The following is a 20598-nucleotide window of genomic DNA, read 5'->3' as shown; positions in this document are numbered from 1 at the left end:
GCTGATATACTGCCCGCCATTTTCAACGAGTGGTGGGCAGTTCTATGGAAGGTTCAACATCCCGGTACGATGTCATCATCATCGGCGCAGGCGCTGCCGGGCTGATGTGCGCGGCCACCGCCGGATATCGCGGCCGCAAAGTACTGGTGCTGGACCACGCCAACAAACCAGGCAAAAAGATCCTGATGTCTGGCGGCGGCCGCTGCAATTTTACCAACCTGAACAGCACGCCTGCGAACTTTCTCTCCGACAACCCGCACTACTGCATCTCCGCACTGAAACGCTATACGCCGCAGGATTTTGTGGAACTGGTGGACCGCCACGGGGTGGAGTATGAAGAGAAAGCGCCGGGCCAACTGTTCTGCAAAGACAGCGCAAAGGACATTCTCAACGTGCTGCTGACCGAGTGCGAATGGGCCGGCGCCGAGATTCGCATGAACACGTCGGTGTCCGACATTCGGCAAGCAGGCTCGGGCTTCTCCCTGAAGACCCGTGGTGGCACACTCGGTTGCGAATCCCTGATCGTAGCCTGCGGTGGGCTGTCGATTCCCACCATGGGTGCCACCGGGTTCGGTTACGAGATTGCCAAACAGTTTGGCTTGGGCGTGCTGCCCACCCGCGCGGGGCTGGTGCCCTTCACCCTGCACCCGGAACTGAAGCAACAACTGGCGCCGTTGTCTGGCGTTAGCTGCCCGGTGGACGCCCATTGCCACCAGCAACACTTCCGGGAACCCATGCTGGTAACCCATCGCGGCCTCAGTGGCCCGGCGATGCTGCAAGTGTCCAGTTACTGGCAGCCAGGCGATGCGGTACACATCAACCTGCTGCCGGCTGAGAACATTCACGAAGACCTGCTGGCCCTGCGCAACAGCAAGCCGCAATCCACCATCGCGCACTATCTGAACCAGCACCTGCCAAAACGATTCGCCCAGGCATTCAACGAGCTGCACGGATGGAGCGGCCCCCTGCAGGGGTATCGCAACCAGGAACTGGAACAGGTTGCCTGCACGCTTGGCAACTGGACCATCAAGCCGGCAGGTACCGAGGGCTACAGAACCGCCGAAGTAACCCTGGGCGGAGTGGATACTCGCCAGCTATCCTCCAAAACCATGGCGGCCCTGGATCACCCGAACCTGTACTTTATCGGGGAAGTGGTGGACGTTACTGGACACCTGGGCGGGCATAATTTCCAGTGGGCGTGGGCCTCCGGTGTGGCGGCGGGCAACGTGGCCTGACAGGTGGCAAACACTTTACCATCTAATTGCTAAAGGATAGGCTGGATGAAACGCGATTTCGTAATCGTTAGCCCTATTTCATTGTGCACATAGCCCCATATCTCTATGATCCTCAGGCGCGGAAACGGCCCCTCCCCCGCTTTTGTGGCGACTTCTTTTCTCGCCCCGCTTGCCATTCAGACACTGGCCCCATCTGGGTAAACTTCAAGCCCCGCTCGTAAGCACGGGTGAGTTGCTGGTTCAGGTTCTGCAGTGCCTCCGATGATTTGGCCCATTGTTCCTTGGGCAAAGGCGCGGACCAGGCTTTCAATTCTTCTGGCAAGTTTTTCAGGGCCAAGGTCTTGATGCGGCGTTCGGTGATGATGTGGGCCAGGTAACGCTGAAAGAACCAGTCGCCCACTTTCTTGACCAGCCAGGGTAACAAGGACATTTCTTTACGGGCCTGGCGGCATTTGGCTTTGTAGTGAGCCAGAGTCTCGTCCTCCTTCGGATCCGGGCAGGCCTCGGGGCCGTTTTCCATAAACTGGCGAATACACTCCCATTGGGCCAGGCCGGACGTTTCATGGCCGACGTTAATGCTGGCAGCGGCCAAGGCCGATTCCGGGTCGTCCGGCTTCGGAATCGCCAGGGTGAGCACCGTGTGTGTGGCCATCAAACTGGGGCCAATGTCCTGGCGGGTTTCGATGTAGGCGACCAGTTTTTCCCAGGGATAGATTTCGTAGACGAGTTTGGGGTCGTGTTTTTTCTTTAGGCGGAGGGCGATGAAAAGGTAGGTGCCGATGACTGAAAGCTCTATTGCAAGTACAACCAAGGCCCACATTACTATCGTGTTGCGATACTCTTCTGTTGCGTCCTCCAACATAAATGGTGCGAAAACAGCGACAATGGTGAATACAACCGTCACATAAGCCCATCCTTCTGCGCTTTCATTCCAAAATGGCAGTTTATATTCCTTGCCTTCCGTCCAGCGCGGCATGGCCACTTCCCGGCGCTGCCGGTTCAGTCTCACCGGAGGGGTTTCTTTCACTGCTTTGTTGCCCAGGAAATGCATATAGAGCCCCCAAGGCAAAGAAATGAGGAGGTTTCCAACAAGCATGATAAGCGGTGACTCCCAATCCCAGTTGCCTAAATGGTCCGGTCCCACCGCGAACATAAGACCAAACCCCAAGAAACCAATCGATAACAAGCTCAAGCTCAAGAACATTAGGGAAAACTCAGCGCCGAACAACAAGTTGCCGTTCTGCAAATCCAGCCAGCCCTCGGTTTTTCGTCGAATCCAAGCGTTGACGTCCGCCGCCCTCTCGCCGGTGGCCACAGGTGCAGGACCAAGGGCCAGCAGTCGTCCCTCTTGGGTCGTGCGGCGCACACCGGCTTCCCAGTCGGGCTCAGGCGATGTTTGAGTTGGTGATGGGCTTTCGTTAGCTTTGGTCATAGTCAGGACTTAATGGGATGGTTTACCAGGGCATGGTAGTTGATGATCAATGGGGTCAATCGCGTGTCCGGCGCATCCAGAGGTGTTATCGGCTGCCACTCTTTCGTTTCGTTAGCGCCGACCATCGGCAAATTACCCTGCTCGTGCAAGGTCAGCTTGCAATGGTACGCCTTGTCTGTCTCTGGCAACCAGTTGGGGGAGTTTGAAGCCTTATAGCGGAAAGCCAAATAGAACCCATCGGCCGTATCCAGGTCGGCTCCGGTCAGGGACAGCTCCAGGGCAACGCCCGCCGAGCCCATACTCTTGGTAGTAATGGCCTGCTTCCAGTAGTCGTGGTCAGGCTCCCATGCCGTCCTTTCCTGCCGCAAGATTGCCCATTCCATGTTATCCGCTTCCAGCGAACTCAGTCCGGGCAATTCCAGGCGGAACGCGCAATAACTCGTGCGCCCATCCAACGCGGCTTGTTCTGCCTTCACTGACAGAGTGGGTTGGTAAATGACCTTGGTCAGTTCGTGGCGCTGCTGATCCGTATCCCAACCCTTGGCGTCATTGCCCCATTGAGGTGATGAAAGGGCGGGTAAAGATGAGGGCGTTTCAGTGGCAGCGATAATAGCGCACGCTGCCGCCGCTTGATAACGATTGGTTCCCACAGACTGCGGTAGCCCTTGGGACAAGAAGATGCTCAGGCTCGGAAACGACCTCTCCCTCGCTTTTGTTGTTGCTTCTCCTCACGACCCGCTTGCCATTCAGACACTGATCCCATCTGGGTGAACTTCAGGCCACGCTCGTAAGCACGGGCAAGCCGTTGATTCAGGCTCTGCAGTGCCGCAGATGGTTTGGCCCATTGTTCCTTGGGCAAAGGCGCGGACCAAGCTTTCAGTTCCTCTGGCAGGCTCTTGAGGGCCAGGGTCTTAATACGGCGTTCGGTGATGATATGAGCCAGGTATCGCTGGAAGAACCAGTCGCCCACTTTCTTGCCTAGCCAGGGTAACAAGGACATTTCTTTGCGGGCCTGGCGGCATTTGGCTTTGTAATGGGCCAGGGTTTCATCCTCTTTCGGATCCGGGCAGGCCTCGGGGCCGTTTTCCATAAACTGGCGAATACACTCCCATTGAGCCAGGCCGGCCGTTTCATGGCCTACGTTAATGCTGGCAGCAGCCAAGGCCGATTCCGGGTCGTCCGGCTTCGGAATCGCCAGGGTGAGCACCGTGTGGGTAGCCATCAGTCCGGGACCGATGTCCTGGCGGGTTTCGATGTAGGCGACCATTTTTTCCCAGGGATAGATTTCGTAGACGAGTTTGGGGTCGTGTTTTTTCTTTAGGCGAAGGGCGATATAAAAGTAGGCTCCCAAAACAAAAGTTTCGACCGCCAATGCCGCGGCGAATATAGTTACCAACCGTTGGACATACTCCGCCGACTCACCTTCCAGCGTAAAAGGGACAATTACAGCAGCAATAGTGCCAATATAAGCTATGTACGCGATACCAGCAGCACTATCATTCCAGAAAGGCAGTTTGAATTCCTTCCCTTCCGTCCAGCGAGGCATCGCTACTTCTCGACGTTGCCGGTTAAACCTTACCGGCGGGGTTCCTTTCACCACCTTGTTACCTAGGAAATAAAAATAAAGCCCCCAAGGTAAAGAAACTAGGAGGTTTCCAACAAGCATGAACAATGGCGCCTCCCAAGCCCATTGGCCAAACTGGTTCGGGCCAACTATGAACATAAACCCAAACCCCAAGAAACCGATAGATAGCAGACCCAAGCTTAGAAACATCAAAGCAAATTCGGCGCCAAACAACAGGTTCCCTATCTGCAAATCCAGCCAGCTCTCGGTTTTTCGCCTAATCCAAGTGTTGACGTCTACCGCCCGTTCCCCTGTCATCACCGGCTCAGGACTGAGCGTCAGTAACCGACCGTCCTTGGTTGTGCTGCGTGCACCTGCTTCCCAGTTTGACTCAGATGACGATTCGGTGGATGACTGGTTCTTGTAGTATTCAGGCATAGTCAAGACTTCTTAGGTTCGCTTAGCAGAGCGTGATAGTTAGTGATCAAGGTATTCAACCGATGGTCGGGATCATCAAGCGGTATTACCGGTTTCCACTCTTTGGTCTCGTTGGCTCCAACCCTTGGCAGATTGCCCTGTTCATGAAAAATGAGCTTGTAGTGATATGCCTTCTCCGATTCCGGCAGCCAGTTGGAAGAATTGGCCGCCTTATAGCGGAAAGCGAGATAAAAACCTTTAGCCGTCTCTAGCTCCACATCGGTCAAGTGCAATTCCAAAGCAACTCCGGCCTCCCCCATACTTTTAACCGTAATCGCCTGATTCCAATAGACCTGGTCAGGGTTCCAAACAGTTCCCTCCTGCCTCAGTACCGCCCATTCCACGTTATCTGATCGCAGTGAGCTCAGTCCGGGGAGCTCAAGGCGAAAGGTACAATAGCTTGTTCGTCCATCCAATGCGGCCTGTTCTGCCCTCACCAACAGAGTGGGCTTGTAGATGGCTTTGGCCAGTTCGTGGCGTTGTTGGTCAGCGTTCCAACCTCTGGCGTCATTACCCCAGATGCTCTGTTCACACCAGCGCTGCACCTCTGTGCGCTTGAAATAATTCTGTATCCAATTGCCAATACAGACCATAATCGTGCCTACCCAGAGCCAGGCATTCAGGCCCCGGAACAGGCCTCCCGCCAAGCCCAGCATATTCTTATTGACCGCTTTCCAGCTAAGCAATTTGCCATTTGCCGGCTTCCAAGCAATTTCTCGAGCGTCCACCAACCGATGAAACAGGCCAATAGACCCCGTTTTGGCCATTTTCCAACTTCCATAAACCAGCATGCTATCACCAATTAAAGTGACACCAGCACCCGCCCGGGTCCCGTTACCACTTCTAGATTTAACCACCACAGCCAGTTGCTTAAACCAGTCGGCACCCGCAGATAAGAACCCAGCCCACGCTGCAATAGTACCGCCCCAAACATTCACCCGTGCCAACCGAGCCAGGACCTCATCCGCCTGGGAAATGGCCTTATAGTAATAATTCAGACGCGCACTGCCGATGATGGTCAAAACACTGGCGGCCGCGCCGATTGTGCCCGTGGCTCCGGAAAACGCGTCTGCCCAGTTGCCATCCGGATCGTCATTTATCAATTTTTTGATTGCATCCCATGTTCCAACAGCCCCAACCAATCCCATGAACGATACAAGCCCAAGGCCACCAATGCGTTTCGGCAGATCCAGAGTGTCATGTCCGTGGATCATACCCCGGCCATAATCCATCATGCGGGTAAGCCCGCCCCGCTCTCTCAGACGTTTCAGTTCATCGACTTCGGATTGCACAGCACGGCCGTAGGCAGTCCGGGTCAACCCAGCAATCAAGAGCTCTCCGCTATGATTTTCGCCCTCTAACGGGGATGTATCCAATAATCTGAACCCCCGTTCCCGAAGCTGATGGGTCAGCTCTTGCTTTTGAGCACGAATGGCTTGGATCTGTTCGTCGTACTCTCGTTTATATCGGCGACGGTCTCGGGTGCTGGCCTTGCTATGCCGCTGCTCAAGGCGGTTTTCCTGCTCCAAAACCTCCTCACGCAACTTGGCCAGCCGTTCGATTTCCTTCACGAGAGATTCATGCCTGGCAAGGCTGTCGGCATCTGCAATCTCCAGGTCAACCTGGTACAGCCTTTGGTTCTCGAAGATGTGGGCTCGAAGCCCTGGATCCATCCGTTCGAACACTTGCTTCAGTCGGCCATGCAGATCGGCTGCATCCACCGCCTGTACCAACTCGAATACCGCCAATCGCCCGGTAATGTTGAGCTGGGCCAGATGGTGGCTGAGTTGTGCGGCAGCGCCCTCTGAAAGCGACGGAAATTGCAAATGGGGGCTCTGCTCAACCAGCCGAACCCACTCTTTGTATGCCGCAGGAGCTTGCTTGGCATCCATTATGGCTTTCAGGCCGTCGACTACGTCTTTTAATGTGCCGGGGATGATCTCGGGTTTCAGATCCAGGGAGATCAAATGCTGGTGCCCGACCTCCTCAAAGTAAAATCGCTTCAGGAAGGAAAAATCACCCGATGACTGTGCCCACTCCGTAAGCACCGCAATCAGACCGTTGTCCATCTTCAGCAGCGCCATATAGTCGGCATCGCTTTCCCGGTCGTGCAGATGACCATGAAGGTAAAAGGTAGCTAGTAACGACTGGATATCCGTGACGATCCGTCGTTTTTCCTCGGCGAACTGCATCAGGTGTTGCTGAGCCTGTTCCAGATAGGCGTTCATGTCTTCCAGCTTCACCAAATCCGCGATACCTTGTTGACCACTGAGAGCAGAACCTTCTACAAGGTCGGCCTGATAGTCCGCCATGGATTCGACGATACTGAATACGTCACGCTGTGACATGCCCAATTCTGTTGCCAACGCTTTAGCAGCGTCACGCATTTTGGTGACCCGTTCATGGTCGGACGGCATATAGCTATAGGTGCTGGGGCCAGTAACCTTTCGGGCGCTTTGCTGATATTCAGGGAAGTCGTCGATCAGCTCTTTCAACCGGACGTGTTGGTCGCGACTCCCCTGAGCAACCTTTTCAAACAATGCCCTGGTATCTTCATTTTCAACCTGCGCCGAAAACGCGCGGGCCAGCTCGGCTACTCGCTCGTCATCCAATCGAATCAGATCGCTGATGAAGCGCGCCGGATAGTATTTCGCGTCCTCTGCCTCCAACCATGCGTTATGGTTGGCATCCACAATCGCCCAGGCATCCAGCAGGTCGTCGATGTGGCCCATAAAATCATCAACCACGATATACGTATGGTCCAGATCATAAGCCGGTAATCGATGGGCGAACGGTTCAGAGCCGGAATCCCGTGTATTCTGGGCCCAGTACCACGAGGGTAAATGGGCTTTCCCATCCATGGGCACGGTTTGCGTGTCCGGGTGGGTCAATAACAATTCCAGACTTGCCTTGCTCAACAACTGGGGCTTTCCGTTGATTGGGCAATAGCCAGACAAGCTCACTCGCTGCATCACCCGTTTGCGGTAATCTTCCCAGCTAATAAGCATGCTGCACTTTTTCGCGGTCAGCTGTGTGGCGGAGAAAAAGACATCGACATGCCCCCTGCGCGGAACCACGATGGCCGGAGTATCCGGGGTCCCAGTACGCTGATCCTGAGCGCCCTCGTTACCTTGCCATAAACGCTTGGTGACCGCGCCGCCGTCTTTGACTTCGTACTCATGCAGAATGTCCGGGGCATCCGAATGGAACAGGTACAGGTAACCATCCCGTACCTGACGGATGCCAATTGGCTGAAATTCGAGGTTGAACCGGGGCTCCAATGAAGGGTGTTCCGCCGCCTCATCGGCATAGGCGTATCGTACCGGGATCAACTGAATATCCGACCGGGTCAACGGGCAGGCGCCTTGCGCCGTGGCGCTTGCCAGGCTTGCGCGATCGGCGGCGGTTATGGGGTTAGTAAGTTGCTTACCCATGGATAGGCTCTCCTTGCACTTGGGTTCCAGCTGAGGACATGGCGATCATCGCCGCTTCTCTAGCCTGCGCTTCTGCGGCCGTTCCTGGCCACCGATGAAAAAGGTCATAAATGCCAGAGGCCGCTGCTTCCCACAGTGACAGCTCTCCCTGATAGCCGTACACGGTACACCAATGGAGCAAGGCCTGAAGCGATTCATAGCCGTTGGCCAATGCCTGTTCCATGATGGTCCGAAGATCCTTTATCACAGCCTGCCTTACATTTGGCGCGGCTCTACTCGGGAAATAGGTCTCAAGGTGCTGCATCAATTTGACCAACGTTGTACGCCGATCAGTGTCCGTTAAACCTCTGAGGGTGTGTTCACCCAGCCGAAATGAAGCGCTACCCTCCGCGTTCCATCCAACGCCAACCTCTGGCAACGAGTCCGGACGCACCTCAAGATGCCAACCATCCCATAAAGCATCTGGGAGTTTTACCGCAGTAAACGGAGACCAGTATTCGGGCACACCGCCATCACCGGAAGAAGCCAGCAGGACCCTTGCAACCGTGGGATCGGCGAACCGCAACATGACGCTATAGCCCAAAGGGTGGCGTACCTTGATAAACCGGCATAGATGATCAGCTACCGCGTCCAACGATTCATCACTGGCGATCGCGTAGCCCCACTCGAGCGTTTTGCCCTCCAGAGACAGTTTTTCCAACAACGGGTGGCCCCGGTCGGTGCTCACCAGCAACGGTGCAACATCGCGAATCGATGCCCACTCGGTGCCATCAAACAGATTACGATAGTCCGGAGTGTCAACAAGCTCGTACAGCCAGCGTTCCGCCTCTGCGCGTTTGCTGCCATCAATCAGGACATAATTGAAATGCATGTCCTGAAGCTGATTGTTAGCTTTTGAAGGTCCCTCGAAAACATCAAGCATCGGACCCATCTCCCGATGTGTTCTCTTCTGATTGGCAAATGGAGGTCAGGGCTTTGCCTTCCTGCAGCGCACGCATCTGGGCATCCGGTTGCGCATTGGTTCTCTGGCCGACCGTGGCCAGCGCAGCAGGCTCGGTATACGCGCCTCCGGCATCCACCAACCCTGGTCTCTCCGGCACCTGCACCTTCTGCCCACTGCCTTTGCCGCCAGCGCCACCGGCGTTCATCTTGATACTCGCGCCACCCAAGGCCACGCCGCTGGGGTCGATCTTTACGAAGCTGCCACCGGCTTTGAGGGTGATTTCGGCTCCTGCTTCGATGACGGTTTTCTGGCCGGCTTTGATATGCAGCTCGGTGCCGGAATCACTGAGCCAGGCGGTGCCGGCTTTGAGGTGCAGGGTGCCGGTTACGTTGAAGCTGTGGTCTTTGCCGGTTTGTTCGCGCTTCTCGCCGTCCACAGTGTGGTGGCTGTTGCCTTTGGTGTGGCTGAAGCGGTTGTTCTCCACCGTCAGGTGGCTGTCGTTCTTGATGACTTCGGTGCGGTTGTTTTCCGTCAGCAGGTCCAGGTCTTTCTGGGCGTGGAGGTAGATCTGTTCCTGGTCCGCTTCGTCTTCAAATCTGAGTTCGTTGCTGCCTTCGCCCTTGTGGGTTTTGGTTTTCAGAGTGGTTTTTGTTTTGTGTTCCGGCAGCGCGTAGGGCGGTGTGTTGGTGGCGTGGTAAGTCCTTCCAGTGATGATGGGCTGGTCCGGGTCGCCGTCCAAGAAGGAAACGATTACTTCATTGCCGATTCTGGGCAGGGCCATAAAGCCGTATTGGCCGCCGGCCCAGCCCTGGGCAACGCGTAACCAGGCGCTGGAGTGTTCATCGTTCTTTGAATAGCGGTCCCAGGGGAACCGGACTTTCACCCGGCCGTACTGGTCGCAGTGGATCTCTTCACCCTCGGGGCCGGTGACGATGGCCATCTGGGGGCCGTCCATCATGGGTTTGTGTTCACACAGGGGCCGCCAGGTTTTATCGGCCGGGATGGCGGTGAAGTCGTTGTGGTAGCTGGTGGGTTCGCTGCCACCTTCTTCTTCCATCGCCTGGGGCTGTTTGCCGGTGTGGGTGATGGCGGTCAGCAGCCATTCCCGGTTCAGGCTCTGGCTGTCGTGGTCCTGCAGCTCCACTTTGGCGCCGGGGATGAAGTCCGGGCGGTTGCTTTCGCCCTGGGCCAGGGAGGCGTCGTTTCTCAGGGCGTCCAGTCTGGCCTGGGTGAAGGGCTGGCCACTGGCGTCGGCCTTGTAGCGACCGGGGTAGTCGTAGTGTTGGTAGTCTTCTCGGTGGTTCACACCGCCCGCGCTGTGTTCGTGCATCAGGGCGTAGGCGGGGTTCTTGAAGGTGTAGTCCTTCATGGCCACGGAGGCGGCTTTGATGCGTTCTTCGTAGGCGAAGCTGAACACGCAGGCTTGTTTGCTGCTGCCGCCGGCCTGGGTGTTGCAGGGGACTGGCTCCAGTTTCGGGGCGTCGCCGTGGTGGTCGGCGATGATCAGGGCGGGTTGTTCTTCGCCATCCACGCTGCCGTGTTGGTAGCGATAATGCCAGCCTTCTTCGGCGGCCAGTCGTTCAATGAACTGCAGGTCGCTTTCCCGGTGCTGGACGCAGTATTCCCGTTCCTCAGGGGGGCGCTTGAAGTCAAAGACCGTATCAATAATGCCCCGCTCTTCTAGCAGGGTGCGCACGATGGCGTCGGTACTCTGGGTCTGGAAGATGCGGCTGTTGTGCATCAGGCCCAGGCGCCAGGCCGGGGGCTGGATGACCACTTCATAGGCTGTGCGGCGGTGACCGGTGTTGCCGCGGACGAATTCGTTCACCACGCCGGTGAAGCGCCGTAAAGGCTGGCCGTCTTGCCACACCACCAGGTCCACCGGTTGTTCCAGGATATCCGCCGCCTGCACGTCCGGGTCAGTACTGGCCAGATGAACTCGACCCTGAAACAGCCGGGAAAGGCTTTCGGTCAACACGAATCTGACGACAACGAAGTGATCTGAGGGGAATTCGCCTACACGGGCGGTGAACTGCAATCCGCTTGCCTGGGGCATGACTCCGGTCCCTGAAGAATAGTGGTTTGTAACTGACTCATCCTGAGCCTGACCGATTATAACCGCACAGTCGTGGATTACAATCGACCGTTCTTTACACCACTCCTCAACAAAATCATACCGAAGGTGACAATTCAACTGCCATTCAGCGCTCACCTTGCCTGAGGCTCACTTATTACTCTGTTGGGGTAATCTCCCCATATAACCGATTGTGCGGTTGAAACCTCCAGCTCACGTAAGTGTGCAAACTTTATCGTCGCTGCACTGACAGGCCTCAGAGATACTTCTCGATCGACAGCCATGACAACATCCGGGACGCCGCCCGGCGCCAGAATCCGCTCTCAGGTTCCTGATAAACCTCACCATCCCGGGATTGCCACACCAGACTACCCTGCTCGTTCAGGCTCACCCGCCAGCTGTTCTCCGGCGCCATGGCGCGCTCAATATCTTCGGCTACCGCGCGCGCCAGTTGCGGACTGCGAATCACCAGCACCGTCTCGCCGTTGAGGTAGATAGAACGCAGGTTCACGTTGAACGAGCCAATAAACAATGTTTCCCGGTCAAACACCACGGCTTTGGAATGCAGGCTGATCACACCTTTATCGCAGGCTTGTTCATTGGCCACCCAACGTTTACAGGCTGGCGCATCAGGGCGTAACTCGTACAGGTCAAAGCCCTGCTCCAGCATCTCACGCCGCCAACGGGCGTAGCCGGAATGATTGGTGACCAGATCGTTGGTGGCCAGCGAATTGGTGATCGCCGCCACCTTCAGACCGTGGTTGCCCAGATTGTCCAGCCCGTTCAGCTGCTCGTCTGCCAGAATCAGATAGGCGGACTCAATCAGGATTTCCTTCCGGGCCGATTCGATCAGATCAAACAGGGCCTTTGCGGTGTTTCGCGGTTTGTCCGCCGGCGCTTCCAGGTCTTCCGGTGGCGGATCGAACACCAGCTCGGCCTCCGCCTTCACCATGTCAGCGAACCACCCTGCCAGCAGGGATTCCGCCTGGTTCCTGCCCTGGGGTACGGGCGCAGTAAAAGGCAGCGGCTCAGTGGTGGCACGGCTGAGTCCGGATAAGCGGTCACCCGAACGCTCCGATTCCGGCAGCTCATACAATTGCCCCAGCGGGTAGGACCACGGGCTTTGCCAGTAGGCCTCAAAGTTATCGGTCATGGCGCCAGCCAGCGGCCCGAGCACCATGACGTCGCGATCCCGGAAATTCAGTTCCTGGTGCTCGTCAAAGTACTCGTCTCCAATGTTGCGGCCGCCGGTGATACCGACATTGCCATCCACCACAAAGGTCTTGTTGTGCATGCGCCGGTTGATGCGGTCGAAGTCGGTGATGAACGACAGCCACCGGCCAACGCCCTTGCGGGAAGGAGACGGATTGAAGATCCGGATGCTGATGGCCGGGTGAGCCTCCATCATGGCAAACAGGGATTCCTTGCCAGCCACATTGATATCATCCAGCAACAGGCGAACCTGCACGCCCCGGTCTGCAGCGGCTACCAGGCGGCCAGCCAGGTACCGGCCACTGGCATCATCGTTCCAGATGTAATATTGGGCATCAATGCGCTGACTGGCGGTTTCAATCAGGGCGCTGCGAACCACAAAGGCATCGCGGCCCGTGTCGAGCAGCCCAAACGCAGAGAGTCGGGATTCGGGATCAAGGTGCATCCGGCGCTGATCCGTTGTGAAGGAGTCTGCCACCGAGGATACCGCCAAAACCGGGCCATGGTCGACCGGCGGCAATCCCCTTGCGCAGCCGGCAAGCAGCCCCGCAAACAATAACAGGCTCAGCCTGGCGATCAACGGGACTACTTGCCGGGTCAGCATGGCCGGGGGATTCCTTGTCAGCGAATGATAACCAATGGTTTTTTAGCGGTTTTCAGCATGGTTGTGGTGGTACTGCCCACCAGGAACTGGCGAATTCTGGAATGGCCGTAAGCGCCCATCACCAGAATGTCGATGTCATGCTCCTCCTGGTACGCGTGCAATGCAGGTTCTACATCCCCGGCGCGAATGGCCAGGGTGATATCAACGCCCAACCCGGACAACATCTGCTCTGCCTTCTTGAGCTGCTTCCAGCGGTCGGCGGTATCCGGGCCAACCATCACCAGGTGCAGGGGCATGCCTTTGAGTACCGGGCTCTGGGCAATCAGTTCCACACCCCGGAAAGCGGTGGGGCTGCCGTCGAACGCCAGCATGGCACTTTTCGGCTCACTATAGTCATCCGGCACCAGCAGGATAGACCGGTGAACGCTGCGGATAACCGTTTCCAGCTGGCTACCAATGTGGATATCACGGTCAGAACTGCTTTCACCGTGCAGCCCCATCACAAACAGGCGGGTCTCTTTCTCGAGGGCCACCAGAGACTCGGTCAGGTTACCGTGGCGCTGGCGCTTGACGGCCTCCGCCGCACCGGCGGCTTTCACCCTGGTTTCGGCTTCATCCAGCATATGATGGCCGTGTTCCAGCGCCAGTTTGGCCCGCTTGCGATCCAGTTGTGCCAGTTCGTCCAGCAACTGTTCGCGGCTGCCAAGGCCAATGTTCCCGGCCAGGTCCGGCTCCGCCGGGTAACGTTCTTCGTCCAGAACGTGCAACAACATCAGAGACGTTTCCATATGCCGGCTAGCCCAGGCTGCGTAATCACACACTGCAGGTGCTGCCCGGGAGCCATCGATACAGGCCACTACTCGTAACATATCTGCCTCGCCTTGGTTGTCCGTCTGGTTGTTATTGTGGCTACGAATGTCGTCCTTTTCTTTGCTGTCGGTCATGATCAGTGCCCCATCAGACGGTCAACCGCCTCCGGTTTATCGTGCACGCCAAAGCGGTCAACGATGGTGGCGCTGGCCTGATTCAAGCCAATCACCTCGACATCGGAGCCCTCGCGGCGGAACTTGATCACCGCCTTGTCCAGCGCAGCTACGGCGGTGATGTCCCAGAAGTGCGCCCGACTGAGGTCTATCACTACATTATCGACTGCTTCTTTGAAGTCAAAGGATTCCAGGAACTTTTCGGATGAACTGAAGAACACCTGGCCTGTAACGGTGTAGTACCGCGTGCCACTGTTTTCATCCAGCTCGGATGTCACCAGCATGTAGTGGCCAATCTTGTTGGCAAAGAACAGCGCCGCCAGCAGCACGCCCGCCAGCACACCAAAGGCCAGGTTGTGGGTAGCCACCACCACAATGACCGTCACCAGCATCACGATGTTGGTCGACAACGGGTGCTCCCTGAGATTGCGAATGGAATCCCAGCTGAAGGTACCAATAGAAACCATGATCATCACCGCCACCAGCGCGGCCATGGGAATCTGTACCAGCCACTGGTCGAGGACCAGCACCAGAATCAGCAGGAAGACACCGGCGGTTAGGGTAGACAAACGGGTGCGGCCACCGGATTTCACGTTGATGATGGACTGACCGATCATTGCACAGCCCGCCATGCCGCCCAGCAAACCGGAGCCAATGTTGGCAATGCCCTGGCCCTTGCACTCGCGGTCACGGTCACTGGTGGTGTCGGTCAGATCATCCACGATGGTGGCGGTCATCAACGACTCCAGCAGGCCAACCACCGCCAGGGCAATGGAGTAAGGCAAGATGATCATCAGAGTTTCAAGGGTCAACGGCACGTCGGGCCACAGGAAGATGGGCAGGGTATCCGGCAGTTCGCCCATATCTCCAACCGTGCGGATATCCAGGCCCATCACCATGGCCACAAGGGTCAGGCCAACAATACACACCAGAGGCGATGGAATCAGCTTGCCCACGGTGGGTATCAGCGGGAACAGGTAGATAATGCCAAGGCCAGCGGCGGTCATGGCATACACATGCCAGGTCACATTGGTCAGTTCCGGCAACTGGGCCATAAAGATCAGGATAGCCAGGGCGTTCACAAACCCCGTGACCACAGACCGCGACACAAAGCGCATCAATCCACCCAGTCTCAGGTAGCCTGCGGCAATCTGGATCACACCTGTCAACAGGGTTGCCGCCAGCAGGTACTCAAGGCCATGCTCCTTGACCAGGGTCACCATCAGCAGGGCCATGGCGCCGGTTGCTGCCGAGATCATGCCCGGCCGGCCACCCACAAAGGCAATAATCACGGCGATACAGAAAGAGGCATACAAACCCACTTTCGGGTCCACACCCGCGATGATGGAGAAAGCAATCGCTTCCGGAATCAGCGCCAGGGCAACAACGATACCGGCGAGCAGGTCGCCTCGAATATTGGAAAACCAGTTCTGCTTGAGTGATTGCACCATGATTGGGGATATCCAACTGAACAATGAAAAATAAACGACTGCCATACACACGGGCACGGGCGGGTGTCAGGAAACCTGAAAAAGAAGTCTGGGCGAGGCCAGTTAAGGGAGCATGAACGCTATGGCGGAAGGATCGTCACGGTTATGGAATGCTTCGCTTTGATGAAAGTCAGATTACTGTCAAATCGGGGCGACGAAGCTTAACAGAAGCGGGCAAGGAAAGTAAGGTAGCTGTCTTTCAGCATGCCAACATAGATTCACGGCAATCGTCTAATTACCTAGAATACAAAGCGAATACTTTTTACCCCTTTAGGATAACGACCTGTGGACGACGTAGCAGCGCTGTTTATTTCATCCAACCAAACCACCATCAACCTGGCCATTGCCCTGCTCTTGGGGGCCATCATTGGCCTGGAAAGAGGTTGGGATGCCCGGGAACAGAAACCCGGGGAACGGATCGCTGGCATTCGAACCTTTGCCCTGGTCGGACTGCTTGGTGGCATTTCTGCCGTGCTGGCCCTTGAAATCACCACCTGGGCTTTTCCCGTGATGCTGGTGAGCGTTGCCGCGATTGGTCTCGTGGCCTACAGCCAGCGTCTTGAGCATATTCGTAACTTCAGCATCACCGGCATGGTTGGCATGCTGCTGACTTTCTGTTTCGGTGCTGTTGCCGTCGCCGTAGACCCTGTGATTGCCACAGCCTCTGCTGTTGTTACCGCTATTCTTCTGGATAACAAGGAAGAAATTCACGGCTGGATTCACAAACTTCAGGCCCACGAGCTGGATGCCGCACTCAAGCTGCTGCTGATCTCCGTGGTGATGTTGCCACTTCTGCCAAGCGCCGCCATGGGCCCCGGCGGCGTCCTCAACCCCCGGGAAATCTGGTGGATGGTGGTGCTGATTGCCTCAATTTCCTTCGTGGGCTACTTCGCGATCCGGGTGGCAGGGGCCCGCAAGGGTATTCTGTTTACCAGTCTGTTCGCCGGCCTGAGCTCCTCGACTGCCCTGACCCTGCACTTCTCCCGACAGGCCTCAAAGAACCCGGACTTCAACCCTCAGTTCGCCGCCGGCATCCTCATTGCATGTGGCACCATGTTCCCGCGTATTCTGGTGTATTGCCTGATCATCAATACTGCGCTTCTGCCCAGCCTGATATGGCCCGTCGCGGTGATGACCATGCTGCTTTATGGCCCGGCCCTGTTGATCTGGACGCGACACTCACGCCAGTTCCAGGTCAGCCAGCCAAGCCTGAGCCAGAACCCGCTGGACCTTTCTTCAGCCCTGGTGTTCGGCCTGCTGCTAACCGCCATCCTGGTGTTGGGTGAGTTTCTCAAAAACAGCTTCGGTGACGCCGGCATCTATGCCTTGGCCGCTACATCCGGTGTGGCCGATGTCGATGCCATCACTCTCTCCCTGACACGTATGTCTAATGATGGTCTGGGAATGAATACGGCGGTGCTCGGCATTGTCATCGCGGCCGCAGTAAACAATCTGGTGAAATCCGGCATGGCGTGGACGATAGGCAACCGGCAAACCGGTTTACTGGTGGCAGGCCCCATGGTGTTATCCCTTGCCGCCGGGCTGTTGATCGCCTGGCTGCAGTGACATTCAGCCGGCCCGACGAAAGGTCAGATTGTAACGGCAAGAGCCCGTCAAAGGGTGGTGGCCCGCTTTGAGTGTCAGCACGCCGTGATAGAACAACCGGGCGGGCCCTCCCCAAACCACCACATCGCCGTGCTCCAACGGGATTTTCACAGGTTTGTCTGAGCGTCTTGGGCCGCCAAACTGGAAGGTTATTGGCAAACCGAGGGAAACGGAGACAATGGGCCAGGAGAAATCCTGCTCGTCTTTGTCCTGGTGCAACCCCATGCGGGCACCGCGCTGATAACGGTTGATCAGGCAGGCATCGGGCACAAATCCCCGATATCCCGCCGCCTCGGCGGCGTTCCGCGCCAGCTCTTTAAAAGACTCGGGGATCTCAGACCAGGGCAGACCGGATTCCGGATCGGTGGACTGGTACCGGTAACCCGACCGGTCGGTCACCCAGCCCAGTTCGCCGGCGCAGGTCATGGCGGCCGACATGCTATGGCCACCCGGCGTTACCATGTGCCGAAAGGGCGCTTTGCTGGCCACCTCTCCGATGGCTTGCATCAGATCCGGGGCCGTATTCCGGGCAAACCGGCGCAATACCACAACGCCCTCACCCACCGGTTCCTGCCATGGCTCACCATCACTGAGATCAAACAGATCTGTTGTCATAAGCTGATCATTTTCATCAACATTCGAAACACCTCGGCGGTCAGCGTCTACACTCAGGATACCTGTTTTCCAATTAAGGCTCGCCCATGCTGTTGAACCGCCAGACCGCCCAGGTTTCGCTCGCTTTCCTGATTGCTTCCGCCATCACCCTCGGCATGCTCATTCTCACTGTCGTGCTGGTGGGCCAGAGTTTTCGGGGCATGGAACAGGCCAAGTTGACGGCTGCCGAGGCCACAGCACGGCAACTGGCCACCAGCGTGGATGACCGAATCAACGCCATTACCCAGCCTCCGTCCACCGCCCTTGCGGTGCTCCGACATGACCCGTTAACGGCGGCAACCACACTGGACCAGCGCCTTGAGCGCCTGTCGGTACTGGCCGACATCCTGTCCAGCAGCACCATCGTCAGTGCTATTTACGCCGGCTTCGGCGACGGCGATTTCTTTCTCTTCCGCACCTTGAGCAATTCAGGGTCCGTGCAGTTTCCGGATGCTCCCACTGGCAGCCACTTCCTGTTGCAAAGCCTCGAACGGGAAGGTGAGCAACGGGTTGGGGTATGGCGTTTCTACGATACGGGGCTAAACCTGATTGAGCATCGGGTGCTGGAAAGTTATGACTACGATCCCCGCCAACGGCCATGGTATCAGGCAGCCCAGAGCGTCAGCGAACTGCAGCTATCCGCGCCATACGTCTTCTTTACCACTCAGGAAACCGGACTGACACTGTCTCAGCGGGCCAGTGCACAGCCTTCCACGGTCCTTGGCATTGACGTTACGGTGAACGATCTTGGCGCCCAGCTCGCCCAACTGCGCCAGACGCCCGGCAGCCAGATCGCCATCATCAATGATCAAGGGCAGTTATTGGCCAGTTCAGAGTTTGAGCAAGAGGCCGGTGCCGTTATCCAAACGGCCCGGCTGCAGCAAACGGAACGGGGCGTCGGCGGTTTTTCCGCAGAGGGGCGTGACTGGTATGGCGTTGCCGTGGCTCTGGATGCACTGCCGGATGAGTCACTGTCGATTGTGATTGCCATTCCCTCTGATGAACTGCTTGCAGAAGTCTGGGCCGCACTGGCCAGGCAAACCCTCATTGCCGGCGCCATCGCCCTGCTGTTGCTGGTCATCGGCTGGTTTATGGGGCGCCAGGTGGGCAAGCCGCTGGAGCAGCTGACAGACAGAGTCAGCCAGCTGTCACGCTTCCGTTTCGATACAAAGGTTCGTTCCGAGTCTCACATCCGTGAGGCGTCGCAGTTGAGCATTGCGCTGGACGACATGGCCCATACCATCCGGAGCTTCCAGAACATTTCCACCGTACTGAACCGCGGCCAGGACCTGAACCAGCTGCTGCAGGATATTCTCGAGCAGATCGTCAGCATCGTGGGCCAGAAACTCGGCGCGATCTATCTGTTCAACATTCACGATCACAAACTCGAACTGACCGTGAATGGCGGCCTTGAAATACCCAGTGCACTCAGCTCTATCCCCCCTGCCGCCGATGACAACGAACTGATCCGTGTTCTGCGCAGCCACATTCCGGGCCACTCAGTGTTTGCCATTCTCCGCAACCGCCGCCGCAAACTGATTGGCGTGTTGATTATCGAGATCGAGCACGGAGACAAAACAGAACTGAGCGATGACCTGATCCAGTTTGTTGACGAGATTGCCGGTTCTGCCGCCGTTGCCATCGAAACCCGTGAGCTGATCGAAAGCCAGCAGGCCCTGCTGGACGGCATCATTCAACTGGTGGCCAACGCCATCGACTCCAAATCCCCCTACACCGGGGGCCACTGCGAGCGGGTGCCCAAATTGGCACAGATGCTGGCTGAACAGGCTGAGAGCGCCAGTGACGGCCCGTTTGCACGCTTCAGGATGTCCGAAGACGAACGTTATGAATTCCGCCTGGCCGCCTGGCTCCACGACTGCGGAAAGATAACCAGCCCGGAATATGTGGTTGATAAGGCGGTCAAGCTTGAGACCATTCACAACCGGATACATGAAATCCGAACCCGTTTTGAGGTGTTACACCGGGATGCCGACATCCAGTACCTGAAGGCGTGCCTGGAAGGGAAAGATTCTGACGAGGCGCGGCAACAACGGGATCAGTTGCAAGAAACCCTGCAGGAGGAATTCGCGTTTCTTGCGCGGGTCAATCAAGGCAGCGAATCCATGTCGGATGACGATGTCGCGCGCATTCACGAGATAGGCAGCCGCACCTGGCTACGGAACTTTAACGATCGCCTGGGCTTGTCCGGCGACGAACAGCAAGCTCTGGAACACCAGCCAACACCCGAGCTACCCGTTATGGAAACCTTGCTGGCTGACAAACCCGGCCACTTGCGCAGCTGGGGCGACAAACTTCCCCCGGTGCGCAAAGACGACCCCCGTAACCGCTGGGGGTTCGATATGACCTTGCCCGAGCACGCCTACAATCGGGGTGAACTGCACAACCTTACGGTGCGTTATGGCACCCTCACCGACGAAGAGCGATTCAAAATCAACGAGCATATCGTGCAGACCATTTGCATGCTGGATGCCCTGCCGCTGCCAGATCGACTGGCCAATGTGCCGAGGCTCGCCGGCACCCACCACGAGCGAATGGACGGTCATGGCTACCCCTGCAGGCTGACGGGTGAAAACATGAGCATTCCGGAAAAAATCATGGCAATCGCTGATGTATTCGAAGCCCTCACCGCGGTAGACCGCCCCTACAAACGCGGTAAAACCCTCTCCGAATCCTTGGGGCTGATGGCGATTATGGTGGACAAGGGGCACCTGGACAAGGACACCTTTAACCTGTTTTTGCAGTCCCGTATCTGGCTGACCTACGCGCAACAGCACCTGCGGCCGGAACAGATTGATCCGGTGGATGAAAGCCTGTTCATGAAGCCCTGACCAAAAACACGTATATTCTACGGACTGATTTACTCGCTAAGG

General features: G+C 56.9%; 13 protein-coding genes. 3 read left to right on the top strand and 10 right to left on the bottom strand.

All coding sequences use genetic code 11. The annotated features are described in order from the left end of the window. The first annotated feature begins 44 nt into the window (after nucleotides 1–44). On the top strand, nucleotides 45–1235 hold the full coding sequence (locus tag ASQ50_RS17680; RefSeq protein ID WP_058093096.1) for an NAD(P)/FAD-dependent oxidoreductase: 1191 nt from the start codon (nucleotides 45–47) through the stop codon (nucleotides 1233–1235). Between the two features lie 112 nt (nucleotides 1236–1347). Here ASQ50_RS17680 and ASQ50_RS17675 read toward each other — a convergent pair whose 3' ends face one another. The 9 genes from ASQ50_RS17675 to ASQ50_RS17635 form a co-directional block, all read right to left on the bottom strand. Beyond that, on the bottom strand, nucleotides 1348–2667 hold the full coding sequence (locus ASQ50_RS17675) for a hypothetical protein (protein WP_058093095.1): 1320 nt from the start codon (nucleotides 2665–2667) through the stop codon (nucleotides 1348–1350). Between the two features lie 2 nt (nucleotides 2668–2669). Further along, nucleotides 2670–3317 (bottom strand): hypothetical protein, encoded by a 648-nt coding sequence (locus tag ASQ50_RS17670; protein WP_156510035.1) that lies wholly within the window; start codon nucleotides 3315–3317, stop codon nucleotides 2670–2672. A 32-nt stretch (nucleotides 3318–3349) separates the two neighbouring features. Continuing rightward, nucleotides 3350–4669: a hypothetical protein gene (locus tag ASQ50_RS17665; RefSeq protein ID WP_058093093.1), complete on the bottom strand. Its 1320-nt coding sequence runs from the start codon at nucleotides 4667–4669 to the stop codon at nucleotides 3350–3352. Between the two features lie 2 nt (nucleotides 4670–4671). Further along, entirely contained in the window at nucleotides 4672–8142 is a 3471-nt protein-coding gene (locus ASQ50_RS17660; RefSeq protein WP_058093092.1) for a toxin VasX, read from the bottom strand. Next, nucleotides 8135–9064 (bottom strand): DUF4123 domain-containing protein, encoded by a 930-nt coding sequence (locus tag ASQ50_RS17655; protein ID WP_058093091.1) that lies wholly within the window; start codon nucleotides 9062–9064, stop codon nucleotides 8135–8137. Before ASQ50_RS17655 ends, ASQ50_RS17660 begins: the two co-directional genes overlap by 8 nt. Continuing rightward, on the bottom strand, nucleotides 9057–11141 hold the full coding sequence (locus ASQ50_RS17650; protein WP_058093090.1) for a type VI secretion system Vgr family protein: 2085 nt from the start codon (nucleotides 11139–11141) through the stop codon (nucleotides 9057–9059). The genes ASQ50_RS17655 and ASQ50_RS17650 overlap by 8 nt, the downstream gene beginning before the upstream one ends. Before the next feature lie 274 nt (nucleotides 11142–11415). Then, nucleotides 11416–12975, bottom strand: coding sequence for a phospholipase D family protein (locus tag ASQ50_RS17645; RefSeq protein ID WP_068351582.1), 1560 nt, complete (start codon nucleotides 12973–12975; stop codon nucleotides 11416–11418). A 17-nt stretch (nucleotides 12976–12992) separates the two neighbouring features. Next, nucleotides 12993–13919, bottom strand: a complete 927-nt coding sequence (locus tag ASQ50_RS17640) for a universal stress protein (protein ID WP_058093089.1) — start codon at nucleotides 13917–13919, stop codon at nucleotides 12993–12995. Nucleotides 13920–13921: 2 nt separating this feature from the next. Further along, nucleotides 13922–15409: a SulP family inorganic anion transporter gene (locus ASQ50_RS17635; RefSeq protein ID WP_058093088.1), complete on the bottom strand. Its 1488-nt coding sequence runs from the start codon at nucleotides 15407–15409 to the stop codon at nucleotides 13922–13924. Nucleotides 15410–15733: 324 nt separating this feature from the next. Between ASQ50_RS17635 and ASQ50_RS17630 the strand changes: the two genes are divergently transcribed. Further along, nucleotides 15734–17014, top strand: a complete 1281-nt coding sequence (locus tag ASQ50_RS17630; RefSeq protein ID WP_058093087.1) for an MgtC/SapB family protein — start codon at nucleotides 15734–15736, stop codon at nucleotides 17012–17014. Nucleotides 17015–17017: 3 nt separating this feature from the next. On the opposite strand, the gene alkB is transcribed toward ASQ50_RS17630, so the two are convergent. Then, nucleotides 17018–17668 carry a DNA oxidative demethylase AlkB gene (alkB, locus tag ASQ50_RS17625; RefSeq protein ID WP_058093086.1) on the bottom strand — a complete coding sequence of 217 codons (651 nt, stop codon included), beginning with the start codon at nucleotides 17666–17668 and terminating at the stop codon, nucleotides 17018–17020. A gap of 86 nt (nucleotides 17669–17754) precedes the next feature. On the opposite strand from alkB, the gene ASQ50_RS17620 reads away from it, so the two are divergent. Then, on the top strand, nucleotides 17755–20556 hold the full coding sequence (locus ASQ50_RS17620; protein ID WP_058093085.1) for an HD domain-containing phosphohydrolase: 2802 nt from the start codon (nucleotides 17755–17757) through the stop codon (nucleotides 20554–20556). The last annotated feature ends 42 nt before the right edge of the window (nucleotides 20557–20598 follow it).

Source organism: Marinobacter sp. LQ44, from assembly GCF_001447155.2.
Taxonomy (GTDB): domain Bacteria; phylum Pseudomonadota; class Gammaproteobacteria; order Pseudomonadales; family Oleiphilaceae; genus Marinobacter.
Note: the sequence above shows the minus strand (reverse complement) of the source record. Positions and strands in the feature narration are given on the sequence as shown.